General features: G+C 55.3%; 19 protein-coding genes. 1 reads left to right on the forward strand and 18 read right to left on the reverse strand.

Annotated features, from left to right (window positions below; translation table 11 throughout):
• Nucleotides 1–89: 89 nt before the first annotated feature.
• From BM063_RS04825 to BM063_RS04855, 7 genes are all read right to left on the reverse strand, one after another.
• Nucleotides 90–881, reverse strand: coding sequence for a hypothetical protein (locus BM063_RS04825; protein ID WP_092036416.1), 792 nt, complete (start codon nt 879–881; stop codon nt 90–92).
• Complete coding sequence (locus BM063_RS04830; RefSeq protein ID WP_092036418.1) at nt 865–1,680, reverse strand: hypothetical protein; 816 nt, start codon at nt 1,678–1,680, stop codon at nt 865–867. The genes BM063_RS04825 and BM063_RS04830 overlap by 17 nt, the downstream gene beginning before the upstream one ends.
• A gap of 12 nt (nt 1,681–1,692) precedes the next feature.
• Nucleotides 1,693–2,142: a hypothetical protein gene (locus BM063_RS17200; RefSeq protein ID WP_143085237.1), complete on the reverse strand. Its 450-nt coding sequence runs from the start codon at nt 2,140–2,142 to the stop codon at nt 1,693–1,695.
• A 244-nt stretch (nt 2,143–2,386) separates the two neighbouring features.
• Nucleotides 2,387–3,145, reverse strand: coding sequence for a hypothetical protein (locus tag BM063_RS04840; protein ID WP_092036422.1), 759 nt, complete (start codon nt 3,143–3,145; stop codon nt 2,387–2,389).
• 20 nt (nt 3,146–3,165) lie between these two features.
• Nucleotides 3,166–5,289, reverse strand: a complete 2,124-nt coding sequence (locus tag BM063_RS04845) for a PrsW family glutamic-type intramembrane protease (RefSeq protein WP_177198987.1) — start codon at nt 5,287–5,289, stop codon at nt 3,166–3,168.
• Nucleotides 5,290–5,606: 317 nt separating this feature from the next.
• Entirely contained in the window at nt 5,607–6,530 is a 924-nt protein-coding gene (locus BM063_RS04850; RefSeq protein WP_092036427.1) for a pseudouridine-5'-phosphate glycosidase, read from the reverse strand.
• Nucleotides 6,527–7,051 (reverse strand): DinB family protein, encoded by a 525-nt coding sequence (locus BM063_RS04855; protein ID WP_092036429.1) that lies wholly within the window; start codon nt 7,049–7,051, stop codon nt 6,527–6,529. Before BM063_RS04855 ends, BM063_RS04850 begins: the two co-directional genes overlap by 4 nt.
• Before the next feature lie 76 nt (nt 7,052–7,127).
• Here BM063_RS04855 and BM063_RS04860 point away from each other — a divergent pair, with 76 nt between their 5' ends.
• Complete coding sequence (locus BM063_RS04860; RefSeq protein ID WP_092036431.1) at nt 7,128–7,592, forward strand: NUDIX hydrolase; 465 nt, start codon at nt 7,128–7,130, stop codon at nt 7,590–7,592.
• A gap of 388 nt (nt 7,593–7,980) precedes the next feature.
• On the opposite strand, the gene BM063_RS04870 is transcribed toward BM063_RS04860, so the two are convergent.
• The 11 genes from BM063_RS04870 to BM063_RS04920 all read right to left on the reverse strand — a co-directional run bounded on the left by BM063_RS04870 (nt 7,981) and on the right by BM063_RS04920 (nt 17,390).
• Complete coding sequence (locus tag BM063_RS04870; protein ID WP_245752072.1) at nt 7,981–8,649, reverse strand: class I SAM-dependent methyltransferase; 669 nt, start codon at nt 8,647–8,649, stop codon at nt 7,981–7,983.
• A gap of 50 nt (nt 8,650–8,699) precedes the next feature.
• Nucleotides 8,700–9,332: a helix-turn-helix transcriptional regulator gene (locus BM063_RS04875; RefSeq protein WP_092036648.1), complete on the reverse strand. Its 633-nt coding sequence runs from the start codon at nt 9,330–9,332 to the stop codon at nt 8,700–8,702.
• A 286-nt stretch (nt 9,333–9,618) separates the two neighbouring features.
• A complete protein-coding gene (locus BM063_RS04880; RefSeq protein WP_092036435.1) occupies nt 9,619–10,017 on the reverse strand; it encodes a VOC family protein in 399 nt (132 codons plus the stop codon).
• Between the two features lie 22 nt (nt 10,018–10,039).
• Nucleotides 10,040–10,732: a DUF3891 family protein gene (locus tag BM063_RS04885; RefSeq protein WP_177198988.1), complete on the reverse strand. Its 693-nt coding sequence runs from the start codon at nt 10,730–10,732 to the stop codon at nt 10,040–10,042.
• A 171-nt stretch (nt 10,733–10,903) separates the two neighbouring features.
• Complete coding sequence (locus tag BM063_RS04890) at nt 10,904–11,359, reverse strand: hypothetical protein (RefSeq protein ID WP_143085238.1); 456 nt, start codon at nt 11,357–11,359, stop codon at nt 10,904–10,906.
• A 258-nt stretch (nt 11,360–11,617) separates the two neighbouring features.
• Nucleotides 11,618–12,076, reverse strand: a complete 459-nt coding sequence (locus BM063_RS04895; protein WP_092036440.1) for a hypothetical protein — start codon at nt 12,074–12,076, stop codon at nt 11,618–11,620.
• A 43-nt stretch (nt 12,077–12,119) separates the two neighbouring features.
• The gene (locus tag BM063_RS04900; RefSeq protein WP_092036442.1) at nt 12,120–12,584 is read right to left on the reverse strand and encodes a hypothetical protein; all 465 of its coding nucleotides are present in this window, start codon (nt 12,582–12,584) and stop codon (nt 12,120–12,122) included.
• A gap of 247 nt (nt 12,585–12,831) precedes the next feature.
• Nucleotides 12,832–13,230, reverse strand: coding sequence for a hypothetical protein (locus tag BM063_RS04905; protein WP_177198989.1), 399 nt, complete (start codon nt 13,228–13,230; stop codon nt 12,832–12,834).
• A 67-nt stretch (nt 13,231–13,297) separates the two neighbouring features.
• Nucleotides 13,298–14,188: an ABC transporter permease gene (locus tag BM063_RS04910; RefSeq protein ID WP_092036446.1), complete on the reverse strand. Its 891-nt coding sequence runs from the start codon at nt 14,186–14,188 to the stop codon at nt 13,298–13,300.
• The gene (locus BM063_RS04915; protein WP_092036448.1) at nt 14,185–15,120 is read right to left on the reverse strand and encodes an ABC transporter ATP-binding protein; all 936 of its coding nucleotides are present in this window, start codon (nt 15,118–15,120) and stop codon (nt 14,185–14,187) included. The genes BM063_RS04910 and BM063_RS04915 overlap by 4 nt, the downstream gene beginning before the upstream one ends.
• On the reverse strand, nt 15,117–17,390 hold the full coding sequence (locus BM063_RS04920) for a hypothetical protein (protein WP_092036450.1): 2,274 nt from the start codon (nt 17,388–17,390) through the stop codon (nt 15,117–15,119). Before BM063_RS04920 ends, BM063_RS04915 begins: the two co-directional genes overlap by 4 nt.
• Nucleotides 17,391–17,403: the final 13 nt, after the last annotated feature.

Raw genomic sequence — 17,403 nt, forward strand, 5'->3', positions numbered from 1 at the left:
CGTATTTGAAAGTCCAATCCGGTCCACTCTCCTCCATGAGTCCACTACTGACATATTCCTTCAACTTCTTTCGACATCCACTCTTCTCCTCACCCCTTATACAACCGAATCCCCTTCTGCAGCAGGTATTCATCCACATGACGCTCGAAGGTGCGGAGAAACTTCCGGGTGTTTCCCATTTTGTTCTTCGTTAGCTCCCGGTCGTAGAACAGCACCCGAATCTTGCCGTCTTCCATATCTCCTGCCGACTCCGCTCCCAGACGGTCCTGCAGGTAGTCGATCACCCACTCCCGGGGGACATGGGCTTCAAATTCTTCTACTAGACGAATCACTTCTTCTTTCGTCTTTTTTGTCTCAACTGTATCTTCTACCCGTTCATACAAGGGTTCCGGTCGGTACAAATAGGCCGGTTTGCCCATATAAGCATTTCGATCTCCATCAATCATCCACAGCTCTTCAAGGCTAGGTAATCCGGCCACTTCAGTAAACAGATTCACCAAAGCCTGTGTTCGTTGAACATTAATTTCTGCATCTTCCGTTTGAAAAAACTTGAGATTATCGTAATCTTCAACTCTCAGTAATGTGTCATTGACACATAACCGATTAACATAGATCTCTTCTTCTACAGTAGGATTAAAAAATGTAACGTAATATAATTCATACCGATCTCTGTCAGTTAACACTTCATTTCGAACCTCATCAATGGAATCCAAGTTTCTGAGAGCTTCATCATCGTTAAATGCATATCCATCTAAACGACGAACCTTTCCCCAATGCCTCATCAAGACTTCCGTTACATTCAGACCAACTTCCATGTAGTTTTCCTTCAAATACGACCCCCAGTAAGTAAACATCAACCAACGATCAATTTCTTCGTCCATTATTCCCCCTCCCCTTATACAACCGAATCCCCTTCTGCAGCAGGTATTCGTCCACATGGCGTTCGAAGGCGCGGAGGAATTTCCGGGTGTTTCCCACTTTGTTCTTCGTTAGCTCCCGGTCGTAGAACAGCACCCGAATCTTGCCGTCTTCCATCTCCTGTACCGACTCCGCTCCCAGACGGTCCTGCAGGTAGTCGATCACCCACTCCCGGGGAACGTGGGCTTCAAATTCTTCTACCAGACGGGAAACGTCTGCTTTCATATCCGTAGTATAGAGTGTATCCTCCACCCTCTCATAAAGGGGCTCCGGACGATACAAATAAGCCGGTTTGCCCATAAAACCGTTCCAATCAAAATCGAGCATCCATAGTTCCTCAAGGGCGGGATGGCCAGCCACGTCCGTGAACACATCCAAAAACGCCTGCGTTCGCTGTTCATTTAACTTCACATCTTCCGTTTGAAAATACTTGAGACCATCGTACTCATATAAAAGTAACAACGATCTGTTTACGGACAATCTATTTACATAAATTTCTTCCGAAACAGATGGATTGAAAAAAGTGACTTTATATAGTCCATATCGATCCCTGTCACCCAACACTTCCTTTCGAACCTCATCGATGGAATCCAAATCCTCAAGCCCCTCATCATAATCAAAGGCAACTCCTTCCAAGCGGCGAACTTTCCCCCAATGCCTCATCAAGATCTCAGTTACATCCAGGCCTACTTCCATGTAGTCTTTCTTTAAGTACGATCCCCAAAAAGAAAACATCAATACCCGCTCAACTTCATCTGTCATTTTGTCTCCCTCCTACCAATTGATCTTCCTTATGACCACTTTGATGTTCAACCGCTCTTCGAAAACCTTCCGCATCGTCTCCAGCGCCTCATCCGGCGCCCGTTTCGGCACTTTCAGCATGTAGACCACATCCGAATCCGCGCGCGTGATTCCATACTCTTTGGCTTTTGGAAACTGATCCAGATGTTGCAGGAGATAATTGATAGACCTTTGATGTTCGGCAAATTGGATGTAACGCATCTGTCTTTTGTCACTAGCTGCAGGAAATCCTTCATAAAGGAATCTTTCTTGCTCTTCCTTTGCAACCTCCGCCAGCCGTTCAAAATCCCGCCTAGACCACCTCGACGATAGTGATTCGTCCGTTCTGATGTTGTCCGGTATCCTAAAGCTTTTCCTTCTGGTGGAATCCTCTTTGTAAGCCGCATCGAGCACTGAAGCAGACAAACCCCTGGTTTTACGCAACGGATTCGCAACCCGTCCTCTTGATCGCCCCGCCCCCGAGGCGGTGGAAGGCGCGTCGATGCCGCCGCATGCAGCCGCCGTTCCGTTAAGCCAGAACCAGTAATCCTACCAAGTATGTATTAGGTCAAAATGAAAGCTCGTCGACCTCCGGGGACATCTCGCGGAGATCGACGAGACTGAACACCTGTCCTTGTTTTCTTCTTTTCAACCCTTGGCAAATGGAAACTTTAAGAGTGGTTATTCATCAATGATTCCGAAACATCCGCACCCACTGTTGCACCTCCGGATCTGAAGATTTTTCCCAACGATCATACAAGGCCTTTCCGCCATCGGGCAAAAACCTTGCAGCACTGACGGCCTCAAAGCGGGGATCAGGCTGTTGGGGAGGAAGATTGAAAAACCATTCCAACCCTTCGTGATCCACTTTACCCATGGCAACCAGCGGCCTTAAGCACAGGGATGCCTGAAAAACAGGATACTCAAGCTCTTTTGAGTCAAGTGCCGCTTGCATTGCCGATAATATGTCGTCAGCCAATGTCTGAAAATGAAGTGTATGCGGTCTTTCTTTTCTGGGTATTAACATGCGTGTGAACGACCCTTCAAGAAAAGCATGTTTCCCATAAATTTCAGGGGAAAGAAACCGTCGAATCAAGGGCTTTTGAATCTCCCAATCATCTATGGGGCGCACAACTCGGAACGCCAGTTCTTCATAAGCACAATCCTCTCCCCACAACCGATGAGGAAAAAGAGCAGGGCCCTCATCCAAGAGTTGGGAATCAAGCAGCGATTGACATGCTTCCAAACCAACCGGTTCATACCATTCCAACAACGTCAAAGTGGAATAAAACCGGATCTCACGGCTTCCATTATACGCCAAGTGAATAACCCCTCTTAAACGCTGTGGGGAAATTTGCTCCATGTCCCAAACTTGATCTATTCCGACATAATTTCCGTCGTCATCGCATTCCAACAGTTTGTATGCCTCCGGAAAGGATTCAAACATTTTTGTCACCGCCTTAATGGTCAGTTCAAATTTTCAGGTCCTGATATAAAGCGATTAGGCACAATTCCCTTGATCAAAATTTCCTTATCACGCCTTGTGTTTTCAATAGCATTCTCCAGTTTTATTATACTTTCTATCAGTTTATCATACCTTCTTTTTGAATAATTCTCTCTTTGAATCAATTGATTCAGTTCCTGTTTCTTCATTTCTAAGCTTTGTTTTAGTTCCTGAATAATCCGATCTTGTCCAATAATTTCTGCTTGTACTTCTCCTTTAGAAATCGCTTCTTGAAGTTTATCCAAATCAATTTGAATTCGTTGCTTTCCATATCGTTTTGATATTCCTTGTTCAGACGTCGTCGATATATAGGGGGAATCATGTTTATTGATGTTAAGGATATGTTCTGTAATACTTGCCCGACCATTTGGATTAGCCGGAATGAGATTTCCCATTTCATCTAGATGTGCCTTGGGAATTTCCGTTTTTCCGCTTTGACTGGGACGAGTCTTACTGTAAAAATCATTATCTGCACGAAAAACACTATTGTAATGCCTTTTCGCAAACCGGATCGTCTTCTTGATCGCCGCGCCCCCGAAGCGGTGGAGGGCGGCGCTCAATAGCGTCGATGCCGCCACCTGCAGCCGCTGTGCCGGGGTAAGCCGGGACCATTGGTTCCACCAGGTCCGGGTCTCCGCCAGGGGATTGCGGAGAAAACGGGCGATGGCGTGGCCGTTTTCGGCGATGCTGATCAGGGTGGTGAGGATGGTGAAAGCCAGTTGGAGTCCTCCGAACAGCCACCAGCCGAGGGCGAGGGCCCCGAGAAAGATCAGCCCCTGCTCCCAGCCGTCCAGGCCCTCCCACCAGTTGGCCAGGGAATCGAACAGGCAGGCGAAACAGGCCGTCTCCGCCGATGCGGCCGCTCCGGCAATCACAACCGTCAGGACCAGTCCCAGGAGAGCGAAGGTTCCGATGATCGCCAGCATCTGCTCCCGGTGCCGGTCCAGCCCCCTTGACAATGCTTCTTCCCGTTTCCGCTTATATCCTTTGTCGAAGACCGTTTCGGCTCCCAGCAGGGAAAAGGCCAGCTGTTTCCGGTCCTGGACAAACAACAGGCTCTGCGCCAAGAGTCGCGGGTCCGCCAAAAATGCCCAAAACAGGTGACGAAGCTCCCCGAAGGGATGAATCACCCGTTCTCCCGGCAACCGGGGCAACCGGTCGCCGATCCGGTTCATGTCCCGATAATCCAAAAAGATCCCCAGGGCCAGCAGGATCAGCAAAGCCGGCTCGGCATAATATCCGCTGCCCAAGGCATCGTGGAGCTTGTTGATCCATTCGGGCAGATCTCCTCCGCTGTCGTTCCACACGGCGTGATCCAAGACCGCCCAGAACAGGAGAAACAGGGGGACGAGGAGAAAGGCGCGCCCGCCCTTGCGCCGCCACCGGATTCCCAAACCGACGCCGAGGGCGGTGAGGGCCGTGATGACGGCGTGACCGGACATCATCTCGGTGGCGAAATAGCTGGACTCGAAATACCCCGGAAACAGGTCGAAAAATTCCCAGTGAATCACCTGGCCGTCCCAGATGCTGAAGCCGTAGCCCCAGATTTTTCCGGAAGCCAGCCGGCGGGCCACCTCCTCCATCATTTGAAACCCACCCCCGACGGCCGCCCCGATCAGAGCGTAATCGCTCAGGCTGAGGGCGGTGGCCCGTCGGGAAAGCCACAGATAAACGAACAGGGGAAGCAGCTTGAAGATTTCCTCGACAATCGGCGTCACCACGGCGATGCTCCACCAATCGGAGGGCTCCCCGCCGAAGAGGAGGTGAATGATGGCCACAAACCCCTGGGTGATAAAGGGGATTACCCAAGCCCCCACCAGAAAAAACGCGGAATAGGTTTTCCAGGTGAACGTCTTGCTTCGGGCCAGGATCCAAAACTGCCACAACAGATAAAGGCTCCACAAAAATTGGACGAAAATCTTGCGCGCGTCCTCAAAAAAGAAGAGGCTCAAGAGAAAGACAAGCAGAGAAACCATGGAAAAGACCGTATAAGCGCGAATCCATCCCGGATGAGAAGCTTTCCACTGCAGCCACTTTTCCTGAAGCCGGTCCAATATTTCTCTCAGCCGCAGGCGAAAATTTTGCATTTTATGCTCCTCCTGGGTTAAGAAGGGGGTAATCCATATTAAAAACATCATAATCGGGAATTGGAACGTCCTCAATAAGCAAATGGTTGTATTTAACAAGATCGGGGAGAAACTCCTCACGCAAAAAGAACTCCATCGGCTAGTGTCGACGGAGTTCCGCACCAAAGCTTGACAAGACACTGGATTTTATCCCCGTCCTCTCCCACAGGATGGTGACCGGATTTCGCTCCTTCGGAAGGAGATATGAATGCCGGAAACAAGAAGCGGCCCTGATCTCAGGACCGCTTCTTGTAAATGCGGGAACCCTTTGCAAGGGTCTACGACCGCCCGTGACGCAGCGGGTGCAGGGCCCGGGCGATCTGCGCCCCCACCCGGGCATTGTGTTTGACGAGGGCGATGTTGGCGCGCAGGCTGTCGCCGCCGGTCAGGGTTTTGATCCGGTCCAGCAAAAAGGGCGTCACCCGCTTGCCGGAAATCCCTGCCGCCTCCGCCTCGCGCAGGGCGTCGGCGATGATGCGCTCCATGGTTTCTTCCTCCAGGGCGTCCGCTTCCGGGATCGGATTGGCAATGACGAGGCCGCCCTGAAGCCCCAGTTCCCACTTGGTGTGAATCACCCGGGCGATCTCCTCCGGCGTGTCCAGGCGCACATCGACGGGATAGCCGCTGGAGCGGCAGTAAAAGGCGGGAAATTCCTCCGTCCCCACGCCGATGACCGGGACGCCGAGGGTTTCCAGATATTCCAAGGTCAGTCCGATGTCCAGCACCGATTTCGCCCCGGCGCAGACCACCGCCACGTCCGTCCGGGCCAGCTCCTGCAGGTCGGCGGAGATATCCATCGTCTTCTCCGCCTGACGGTGCACCCCGCCGATGCCGCCGGTGACGAACACGTCAATCCCGGCCATCCGGGCGCAGATCATCGTGGCGGCGACGGTGGTGGCCCCGGGCTTGCCGGTGGCGATCACATGGGGAAGGTCCCGCCGGCTCACCTTCTCCACTCCGTCATGTTTCGCCAAGAACCGCAGTTCGTCTTCGGCAAGACCCACCCTGATCTTCCCGTCGAGGATGGCAATCGTCGCCGGCACCGCCCCGTGATCGCGGATGATCGCCTCCACCTCCCGCGCCGTATTCAGATTGTCCGGATACGGCATGCCGTGGGCGACGATGGTGGATTCCAGGGCGACGACGGGGCGGTTCTCCTCCTTCGCCCTGCGGACCTCCTCCGACAAATGCAAGAAATTCATCCCTTGTTCCTCCCTTGACGCCACCATTTCCGAAGCCAGGCGATTTGGGCCTGATGGTAACGGCTGTGGTCGGCGATGTGCCAGATTCCCCAGCGGATGGTGGCCGTTTTCCCGTCTTCATAATCGACCACCCGGTCCAGGTCATCGTCTGTCAGCCCAAGGCATACGTCCCGGAACCATGTCTGAACCCGGTCGTAGGACTCCAGCAGTTCCTCCAGGGGCACCCCGGACACGGCAGGAATCTTCCCCTGCCGGTCAAACATGGGACCGTAGGCTTCCTGCAAATCCCGGGGAACCGGCTCTCCCCGGAGGCGGTAAACCCAATGGAGATCCACCACCGCCAAGTGACGGATCAACTGTCCTGTGCTGTTGAGGTCCCCGAAGGGCCCCTTATAGTCCAGCTCCTCCTGGGACATCCCCTTCACCCGTTGCTTCAGTCTCCGGTATGTATCCTCCACGGTTGCGTAAAGGAGGCCGACGATCGGGGCCATCCCCGGGACCGGTTTCAGATCGTGATGCATTTGTTTCCTCCCCCACGTTTCCTTTGGTATAGTACAGCCATTGTACCACGTTTGACAATCCTCCGGAGGTGAACGGATGTATATCTCGGAGCTCCGTAAAAGAATCGGCAGCCTTCCGATCATCGTCGCGGGCGCCACCGTGGTGGTGATGAACGAAAAAGGGGAGATCCTGTTTCAGCGCCGCTCCGACTCCTTCGACTGGGGTCTCCCCGGCGGCGCCATGGAACCCGGGGAAACCCTGGAAGAGACCGCCCGGCGCGAATTGAAGGAAGAGACCGGATTGGACGCCGGTGCGCTTCAACTCTTGGGCGTGTTCTCCGGCCCCCGGTATTATTATCGGTACCCCAACGGGGATGAAGTCTACAATGTCATCGCGCTGTACCGGGCTCGACCGGTCCGCGGAACGCTCCAGATCTCCGACAATGAAAGCATCGACCTCCGATTTTTCGGAAAGGACCGCCTGCCCCGGCTGGAAAAGCGGGCCGCAGCGCTGTTGGAGGAATGTGGGGAACAAATATGGAAAAAGGAACGGGATTCCTGAGCTGCGGGGGCTTACATCACTTTTTTCTTTTGTCCGTTTCAAATCCTTGGAGATGTCACCTTGATTTTTATCCCAGTCCATTGCGTTACAATGCCTGCAAGGCACATCCAAGCAGCAGGGTGCCGCCGGTACGCCTTCAGACCCGTCACCGCTTTTGAAGGCAGGCCTTTCCCATACAGAAAAGGCGGATGCTCTGACGCCAAGGGAAAAATCCTCCCGGCCACGCGGGAGGATTTCTCATCCGCAAAAACAGTACGAAAGTTCCTCTTGCAAAACTCCCGCCGAGGAAAAGCGCGGATCCGATCCGGAAAGCCGGCGGTTTGGCAGGATCGTTCCGCTCCGCGGAAAAAATATCGGACCGCCAATGCGCGGTCCAAAGCGGAAAAGGTCACTTCTGCAGCCATACCTCCAGGCTGATGGTGCTTTCGCGAATGTCGCAGGTCTTGAATCGGCTCTTCGAGACCAACTGCTCGAAGGCCTCTTTGGTATAAGCCCGTTTGATGAGCATGAACTCGAAGGCCCATCGGGTCATGAGCCGGTTGATTCCGCTCAGCCCCAGATCTTCTCTCACATGCTTTTCGACGGCTTCCCGGGAAACATCCCCCCGCAAATCCAGAATCAGCGCCCGGCCCCCGGGCTTCAGCACTCGGTGCATCTCGTCCAGGGCCGTGACCGGCCGGGAAAAGTTTTTGAAGGCCGCCCGGCACACGATGAAATCAAAGGAATGATCCGCAAAGGGCATGGAGGAGGCGTCCCCGTGGCGAAAATCGATACCCACACCGGCTTCCCGGGCATTTTTCCGGGCGATTTCGACAAACGTCTCGCTGATATCCAAACCGGTGATGCGAAAATTGCCGAGCTTCGCCAACTCGATGGACAAATACCCCGGTCCCGGAGCCAGTTCGAGAATCTCCTCCCCTCCTGACAGCCCTTCCGCCACCTTTTGGGCGTCCTTTTTGTATTCTTCGATGCTCTTCTTGGTGTTGCGGGCATACCACGTGGCGATCACGCCATTCATGCCGATTCCCTTGTATCCCTTCGGGGTTTTTACGGCCATCGGCAATGCCTCCTTCTTCATCGAGCCTTCCCGAGCAGGCGCAAGTGATGTCAGTCATCCCCCTTCCCGGAATCCGCTTGCCTCCGAAGCCATTCTTCGTCCCAGGCGATCCGGCCGGAGCGCAAATCGCCGATCAGGGAACGGACCCATTTCACCTCCGCCTCCAGCATGAAGTGCAGATATTCAATCTCCAACAAAAACAGCCGGGGCAATGCCGGCCCCTCCTCGCGAAGGATGCTGTCAAGGCGGGACAATTTTTCGGCGAGGGCAGCCTCCCGCTCCTCCAGGCAGCGCAGAACTTCGCCGACCTCCAGCAGGGGAAGGAGGGAGAGGGCCGCCGGAAATTCGGGAAACTCCTCCTTCGGGAAAGAAAGCATCTCCTTGAGCCAATCCCGGGCCGTTTTGAGACCCTTTTCGGTCAACTCATAAACGGTCCGTTCCGGCCGGTTCTCTTCCCGGGAAGTCTCCCTGACCCGGATGAGTCCGGCCCGGAGTAATTGCCGGATGGTTTGGTAGAGGCTCGCCCTCCGCTGAACATTGATGACCAGATCCTTGCCGCGCTCCTTGATCAGCCGCTGCATCCGGTAAGGATGCATGGGTTCCTCCGCAAGGAGCACGAGGATGGCCAATGCCAAGGGTGAACGTTGAAACGACCGTGCCATGGTATTTATTTTACTAGTCATTTTATGTCTATGTAAAGGGCAAAAAAAATCCCTGACCGGGATTTTTCTCCCCGATTTGTTTCCCGCGGCAACGGGGAAATCCGGCATGTGAAATCGGCCCGTCCATTGATCGCCATCCGCTTCCGGCGTGACGCATTCAGCAAATTTTTCCCCCACTTGATCCATGAGCCGCCGATCCCCCGCACTTGACGCGGGCCGACGGGAAAGGGCCGTCACGCAAAGGTGACGGCGCAGCCCATATCCTTCGCCTCGAAAAACTTCTCGCCGAATCCTTGGAATCCCCGTCTCACGACCAGACCGTCATCCGCTCCTGCAGGTTGCTGGTGTGCAATTCCAGCTGGGTTCCGTCGGGATCCAAAAAGTTGATGGAGCGGCCGACGCCCCGGCGCACGGGCCCCCGAACGATGCGAACCCCGGACTCCTCCAGCCGGCGGGCCGCCTCATCGAAGTCCTCCTCATCGATGGAGAAGGCGACGTGATCGACGCCGAAGCCGGAATTCCCGCCTTGATCCCCGGCCTGCGCCTTCTTCTCCACCAGGGCGACCCAGGCCGTTCCCCATTCCAGGTAGGCATCGGTCCTTCCCCGGTGAACCAGCTTCATCCCGAGCAGATCCCGGTAAAAACCCAGGGATTTTTCCAGATCCGACACGCGAATCGTCACGTGATTGAAACCTTTCACCTTCACCTGAGATCCTCCCGGCACAATTTCAGCAAACCACGTCGATGGACAGCTGTCCCTCTTCCTCCGGCTCCCTCGCCGCATTGACGACCCGATAGGGAATCGTGACGGTGAAGGGCTCCCGGAAGGGGTTTGGAGAGAAGCGCAACTGCCGGGGGCTTTCCCAGACCGGAAGCAGCCTCCGGCCGAAATAATCCATGCCCTCCCGGAACCAGGGAAAGCGGTTTTGTCCCGGCTCGTTCAGGCAGACAAAGAGGGAAAGGTGGTCGCAGAACTTGAGGAGGCGAAGATCCCGATTCAATCCGTCCCGCTCCTCGCTCTTCATCCCCGCCTTCAACCGCTCCTGCCTCTCCAGCTCCTCCTCCCGGAAACGGACCGCCGCCGGGTCCGAAACCCCTTCGAAAAAGGAGGCGTAATGCATGCTGCACAGACAGCCGGCATACGCATCCTCCGCCGCCACCCGGTCGATCCCGGCTTTATAGGCGGGCAATTTGGGCCCGAGGGGATAGTCCATGAAGGAATAGGGACGATCCTCCTCCTCGTTCCACAACACCTCCCGGTCCAGAAGCCGCCAACCCACATCATGCATGGCAATGGCATAGACCGCGGAGGGGTGAAACCGGCCGATCTCTTTCAGTTTAAGCGCAAAATCGGCGGAAACCAGGGCATGGTCGTGCTGGCGAAACAGAACAAACCGATCCCCCTGCTTCCGAACAATCACTGCGGATCCCCCCGCATTCCCGTTATAATGACAAATCCACAAGCGGAGCCCATAGGGGGAACCTCCCCTTACGCCACGGAGAAATGCACGTCGCCGGATCCTGCCGGCGATCGCATCCCCGGATCCCCGCTCCTCCCCTTCACCGGACCAATCTACTCCTTAAGGGAGTGGTCACAGCCCCAGGCCCTCCAACTGACGGACATGTCTCCACACATGGACGATGGCGTGTTCCAGCATCTGCTCCACCATATAGATTTCCCGCTCGTTCCAGGAGGCGGGAAAAGCCTTCCCCAAGTCGTCGTCATAAACGCCGGCGGTCGCCTCCCGGCAATAGGGCAGGCTGAGGGAGAGCACCCTTTCCCACTCCCTTGGGGAAGAAAGGCGGCTGAGCGCTTCCCGCGCCAGGGGCGGAGAGACGTTCTCCCCCAGTTCCAGCTTCTCCCTCACCCACTGGAAATAAGTAAACATGCTCTCGACGATATGTACCAACAAATTGCGGACCGTCCCGAAATCCGTCACCGGCCGATCCAATGCATCCTCCGGCCAGCGGTTCATCATGGTCATCAGATGGTGCAGCGCCCGCTCGTGTTCCTCTACCAGGGCTTGAACGGCGTTCCTTCCGGACACGGAATTCATCCTTTCAATTTGGTTTGGGCAATACAACCTTCGCCAAAGGAAAATCCCTTTCCTTTTCCGCCCTTGCGTGATGCGGAGGAAGGCCCGCCGGACATTTAACGGCCTTTGCTTTGCCCGACATCACTTCCGAAGAAAAACTCCCACGGCAGACGGGAGAGCGGGCGCCGCCCGGAAGATGCCTCCGGTTCCGCCTCCCGGATCGCTTGAAAGGGGCCCGGGCAACAGGATTCCGACTTTCGGAACGACTCCCTAAAACCATTGGTTCATGACGCCGAACAGCAAAAAGAGGGATGCCACAGGAAGACCGGAAATCAGACCGAAACCCATGATCATCATGGAACTCATGAACCTTTTCACGTCCTCGGAAGCTTGGGGATCCTTGGTGATCTGCGAAGTGGTGAAATAAAGGGACAGAAAGGCAAACAAAATCGTCAGGAGAACCACCGCCAAAGGCAGGGTCACATCGGCGAACTCAACCGTCCTCAAGACGACGATGTGATACATGCCGTATAAGAGGATAGACATCGACACCAATTCGACAAGGAGGAATCGGATGACAAAACTTGAATACGCCCGCTGCCTCCGGGCCTGAAAATCCTCTTCCGAGGAGCTTTCGGAAAGATGAGCAACCACTTGTCTGTAAACGACAATTCCCCCGATCACCGCAATCACCGACGCGGCCACCAGGGACCATATCGGATTGAACAAAGGGGTTTTCTCCTTTCTCTCAAGATCGTTTCCGCAGGATTGCTCAAACCTGGCCGGTGAAAATCAATATCAGCATTCCAAGGGAGGCGATGGCTACCGCGATGATCAATGAACTTCCCACGGCATACAAGCCTTTGGTTTGATTTTTCATCTGCTCCGTGGTGCGGGGATCCCGCAATATCGGCAACACCATGAGATAGGGGAATAAGTTACCTAAAATGATGATTAAAATCACCGCCGCCAGGAACGGAGTCACATCCGTCACGCTTGTGGAGGCGCTTCCCTCTGAGAGAATGAAGTACATGCCATACAGTAGAAAAAGAATTGGAATCGCCTGGGTCGAAACGTGCCGAATCAAGTACCGATAATATCCCTGCTGTCTCCTCGCGGAAAACTCCTCTTCGGAGGAACTCTCCTCAAGGTGGGAGACAAAAAGCTTGTAGGGAATCAGTCCCCCGATCATCCCGAGCGCCGATGCGATCACCAGAGACCAAATCGGGTCCAGCACCGCTTTACCCCCTCCTTTCCCCGAGAATTTAGACGGCCCAAGAGGATCGCCGTCTTGGGCCGAACAAAGCTTTTAAATAAAATATACCTGATTTGACAGAGAAACAGAAGATTTTCCTTAAAAAATGCCGAAATGGATCCCGACGGGAAAAAGACGGATCGTCAACATGCGGACCCTTGCAAAGAGAAACGGTAAAAAATCAGGCATCCGTCTTGTAATACTCCATTTTCTTCTTGCGCCGGACAAATCAATAGTGCTTCTCGATGATCGCGAGAAATATGCCCATGGAAATAATCGGAACTGCATTGACCGCCATAGCCGCAGCGATCATCGACTGTATCATATCTTTCTTAACCCTGGCGGAAGAACGGGGATCATGAAGAACGCCGGCGGTGATGAAATAGATGGACAATAAAGCGACAAGGATCATCAAAAAAACGATCACCATCAGCAGAGGCACGTTTCCGGGAACGGCCTTTCCCGAAGAGATCCGGACGGCAGCAATTCCCATTAGTCCGGCCATCGTCCCTCCAATGACGGCGTATTTCAAGGCAAATTGCCGGAATTCCCGGTTGCTTCGGGACAGAAATTCCTTTTCATCGGATATCCCAGCCAGCTTGGAAATGTATTGTTTATAGCCGATCACTCCCCCAACCATGCTGAAGAGCGACGGAATCAGCAAGAGGCATTCCTCAAGCACGGCTTTCCCCCTTTCATCCGGGATCTTTCGGGCCCTTTTTCAAAGAACTCCTTGAGGAGAAGAAACTCCATTTCTTCCAACGGGCAGGGGAAAGAAAATAAGAGGCGGCGACGAGCAAGCCAACGGTTAAAAGGGCATAGGCCGAAACATACATCCAATAGATGTCGATCCGCCACTGGAGACCCAATCCCATATGTTCCCCGAAAAAAACGGCCAACTGCGTGATCACGGGATGCAGGCCGGCCAAAAGTTCAAAGGGTAGCGGGAGATGGTGAGGAGAGTCCCACAAAAACCGATCGTACAACAGGGCGATGAAAAACATCAACACGGGAATGCCGACCAAAATCATCGCCACCGCGACGTAGGCGGTCACCATCGCCGGCCCCGTCCGCCGGATCTGGGTGGAAACAAAGACGCCGAGCGCCCCCAAGAAGCAGACCGTGATCAGCAGATGAACAAAGGTATAAAGGATCTCCCCCGGGGAAACGCCTCCGAACAGAAAAACGGAGGCGTAAAGAGGAAGAGAGGCGACGATCAGCAGGATCACAAAGGCTATTGAGGCCAACCACTTGCTGAAGATGATCCCGCTGGATGAAAGGGGCAGCGTCAACAGCACGGAAAGCGTCTGCCGCTCCCGCTCCCCGCTGATCGTCCCGGCGGTCAAGCCGGGAACGACGAAGGCGAGGATCATCAGATGGATCAGCGCCAGCCCCATGAACAGAAACCGGTTTTCTTCCGAATTAAGAAACTGTTCCTTTTCCATCAAAAACATATAGGTGAAGATCAAAAACCCCATGATGCCCAGATAAAGGAACACAATCCAGGGGGTCCGGGAAAATCGCATCCGCTGGCGAACTTCCTTGTTCAGCACCGGATCATCCCACACCTGCGGCCATCGGTTCATGGACCCTTTTCCTCCCCGTTTCCCGCGATTTTCAAAAAAACGTCCTCAATGTCTGTGGCGACTTCTTCAAATCGATACACGGAAATCCCTTCGGCGATCAGGCGGGACAAAATCTCCGCCTGGCGATGCTCGTCCCCCTCCATCCCCACCGTCAGCTTGCGCTCTTCCACGCGGAGGGAGGTGATCCCTTCTTCCTTTTCCAGCAATTTCACCGCCCGATCCGCATCCTCCAGCAGATGGATTTCCACGGTCCGGCCTCCCCGATAGCGGTCCATGATCTCCTGCACATTCCCGGCGGCCACCAGTCTCCCCCGGTCCATCACGCCGATGGCATCGCAGAAATCGGCCAGTTCCGGCAGGATGTGTGAACTGATGAAAATCGTCTTGCCCATCGACTTCAATTCCCGCAGCACGGACCGAAACTCGATCCGGGCACGGGGATCCAGTCCGGATGCCGGTTCGTCCAGGATGAGGAGCTTCGGATCATGAACCAGACAGCGGGCCAATCCCAACCGCTGCTTCATCCCCCGGGAAAGGTGATCCACATAGGCGTCCCGTTTGTCCGACAGGCGGACCAGTTCCAACAGCCTGGAGATCACTTCCCCCCGCCGGGGCGGCTCAATTCCGTAACCAGCGGCGAAAAAGGCGAGATATTCCTCGGCGGTCAACCGGTCGTACACCCCGAAAAAATCGGGCATGTAACCGATTATGCGCCGCACCTCGTCGGGATGATCCGTCACATCCCATCCGTCGATCCAGGCCCTGCCTTCGCTCGGGGCGAGCAGCGTGGCCAAGATGGCCATGGTCGTCGACTTGCCGGCGCCGTTGGGACCGATAAACCCGTAGGCCGTTCCTTCAGCCACTTCAAGGTTGAGGGATTTGACCGCCTCCACATTCCCAAACCGTTTGGACAGATTCTCCGTTCGGATCATCGCACCACCCGTCCTTCCACTTCCAGGAGAGGTCCTGCCCCGGGCCGGTCCGTCAGGATCACGATGCGATTGAACGGAGAGACAAAATGGGGCAGCTCGTCCGGAGACAGACGGGAAAGCCGTTTCGCCTCCACCCATCTTCCCCTGTTCCAGTCGTACACCTCCACATAACGCCGCTTTTCCGGGAAAACATCGATCCGGAGCGGTTTCCAATCAGCCGGTGCAAAGGGAAGATCATAGGCGATCATCACCGGATTACTATGATCTTTGAGCGCCGAATCCTTCGTGGAGGAGAGCAAGCGATCTCCCTCCACATATTGGGAGGGAAGGGTGCCGCGGTTCCACAGGATCGTGTTTTCTTTTTTGACCGGTTCGATTTCGACGCGCCCCAACACCATCGAGAGGTGTTCCTCCTTCGTCTCCCGCCCCCGGATCCCGTAGGAGAAGATGGGCTCTTCCGTCCAGCCCGTCACACAGTATCCCGTCACATGACTCTGCATCAGATCTTCCCTCGTCTGTTTCCATTGCTGCTTCATCCTCTGTTTCATCTGCTGTTTCAACTCCGGTTTCGAAAGGTCTTGGATCTCGCCTTGGGCATCCCGGGAAACATCCTCCGCCTTAAATGTCTTGGTCTCCCCGGGGGCGAGGGAACCGACCCGCCGCACGTCATCTCCCAGGACGAGACTCACATCCCGAAAAAAAAGGCGGGTTCCGTTTTTCACTTCCCAGTGCCACGTTCCGTCCCGAAACCTGGCGACGGCGCGGAGATCCCCACCCAGGGAAGCCGTCGATTCCGCAGACATCCCGCGCGGGGTCCAATAAGGCACATCCAAAAAGGTGACCGCCGACCGGCCGGATACGCCCGCCCCGAGGCGGTTTTCCCCCTGCTCCGGAAAAGGCCACAACCAGAGGTTCGATTTCCCGTCCAGCCGGTATGTTCCCGCCTCCTGGCTCCAAAATGCGGAAACGCCCCGAACCTCCGCTTCACCCGACGCTTTCGTCTCCACGTAGGCAAGGTTGTGGACCAGCACCTCGTCCCCCCTGAGGATCTTGCCATAGGCGTAAATCCCCAAGGTTGCGGCGATCCCCAGAGACGGAATGATCCACCATGCCCATTCCCGCCGGTTCAGCGTCTTGAGAATCCAAAAGAGAATCGGCCCCACCCCAAGCGCATACACCAAAAAAAGCGCCGCCATCGCGGAAAGACTGGGAAGTTCGAGATGCGGCATCTTCATCAGGGCCTTTTCCAGGGAAGCATTGCCGGAGCGCGGAACGCCCTCCAACCGAAACGACCGTCCTTCCCCTCCGCCCAAAAACAGCATTTCCCGCCACAGCCGTTCGTTTCCGGACCATTCGGCCAAGGGAGAGGCCGTCAAATCATAGGCGGCGGATATCACCGCCCCCGCCCCGGCCGGACGCCGGGCCAGCAAGGGAAGATCCCCCGCGGAAATCACCGCCCGTCCCCCGTCCGCCAGCCGGACGCGGCCGACGGTCAGGGGGGATTTTGGCTCGGGGACGTTTCCCCAGCGGCGGAAGGGCTTCAGATTCTTCAGCGTCGTCGTCCCCTCCCCCTTCACCGGGAGGATCGGCTCCAGCTCCCCGGAGGACGAAGCGGAGGAGGAACCCGCCACCACCAGCAGACCGCCCTTTTCCACCCAACGGCGAATCGCCCTTTGGCGGGACTTTCCGAGGGAACCGACATCGATGCCGTTGATCACCAACACATCCAAGCCGGACAAGCCCAGGTCCCTGTTCGGAATCTCCTCCGCCCTTAACCCTTCCACCCGGATTTCGGAGTGCCCCGCCGACACCCCCAACCAACTTCTTAACCGGGAAGACAGCTCAGGTGAATCGCTCAACACGCCGATGAGCATCTCCGTGCCCGCAACGGTTCCACCGAGCTTTTTCCGGACCGCCACTCCGCCTCCGGTGCGAAATTCGATCTCCGCCACCGGCAACGCCAATTCCCTGGACAACAAAAGGGTGACCTCCTTGGAGGTTCCCCCCGCCAGTTTCACCCGTTCCCCCGCAAACGAACGATTTCTCAAATGAAACGGTTTGACGATCAGCTCTCCCTCCACGTCGGAACCGGAATTGGCGAGCCTGACCCGGACCGGCACCCATTCTCCTTTCATCACTCCGCCAAACCCCGGATCAACTTCCATTCTGATTTGCCCCGGCGACCCCTCCGCCACTCCCGGAAGACCCAGAAAGAAAGCGAACAGCACCAAAAGTCCCTTCCAAAAACGCGTCCTTGCCCGCTTGGTCAAAACCTGCTCCTCC

The sequence above is a fragment of the Planifilum fulgidum genome (assembly GCF_900113175.1).
Classification (GTDB): Bacteria; Bacillota; Bacilli; order Thermoactinomycetales; family DSM-44946; genus Planifilum; species Planifilum fulgidum.

What these genes read in the sequence shown, in the direction of transcription:
- BM063_RS04830 (WP_092036418.1), bottom strand. Translation starts at nt 1,680, where the DNA reads ATGACAGATGAAGTTGAGCGGGTATTGATGTTTTCTTTTTGGGGATCG.
- BM063_RS04870 (WP_245752072.1), bottom strand. Translation starts at nt 8,649, where the DNA reads ATGGCCGTAAAAACCCCGAAGGGATACAAGGGAATCGGCATGAATGGC.
- BM063_RS04855 (WP_092036429.1), bottom strand. Translation starts at nt 7,051, where the DNA reads ATGCATCACGATCTGAAACCGGTCCCGGGGATGGCCCCGATCGTCGGC.
- BM063_RS04875 (WP_092036648.1), bottom strand. Translation starts at nt 9,332, where the DNA reads ATGACTAGTAAAATAAATACCATGGCACGGTCGTTTCAACGTTCACCC.
- BM063_RS04840 (WP_092036422.1), bottom strand. Translation starts at nt 3,145, where the DNA reads ATGTTTGAATCCTTTCCGGAGGCATACAAACTGTTGGAATGCGATGAC.
- BM063_RS04910 (WP_092036446.1), bottom strand. Translation starts at nt 14,188, where the DNA reads ATGAACCGATGGCCGCAGGTGTGGGATGATCCGGTGCTGAACAAGGAA.
- BM063_RS04860 (WP_092036431.1), top strand. Translation starts at nt 7,128, where the DNA reads ATGTATATCTCGGAGCTCCGTAAAAGAATCGGCAGCCTTCCGATCATC.
- BM063_RS04825 (WP_092036416.1), bottom strand. Translation starts at nt 881, where the DNA reads ATGGACGAAGAAATTGATCGTTGGTTGATGTTTACTTACTGGGGGTCG.
- BM063_RS04850 (WP_092036427.1), bottom strand. Translation starts at nt 6,530, where the DNA reads ATGAATTTCTTGCATTTGTCGGAGGAGGTCCGCAGGGCGAAGGAGGAG.
- BM063_RS04845 (WP_177198987.1), bottom strand. Translation starts at nt 5,289, where the DNA reads ATGCAAAATTTTCGCCTGCGGCTGAGAGAAATATTGGACCGGCTTCAG.
- BM063_RS04915 (WP_092036448.1), bottom strand. Translation starts at nt 15,120, where the DNA reads ATGATCCGAACGGAGAATCTGTCCAAACGGTTTGGGAATGTGGAGGCG.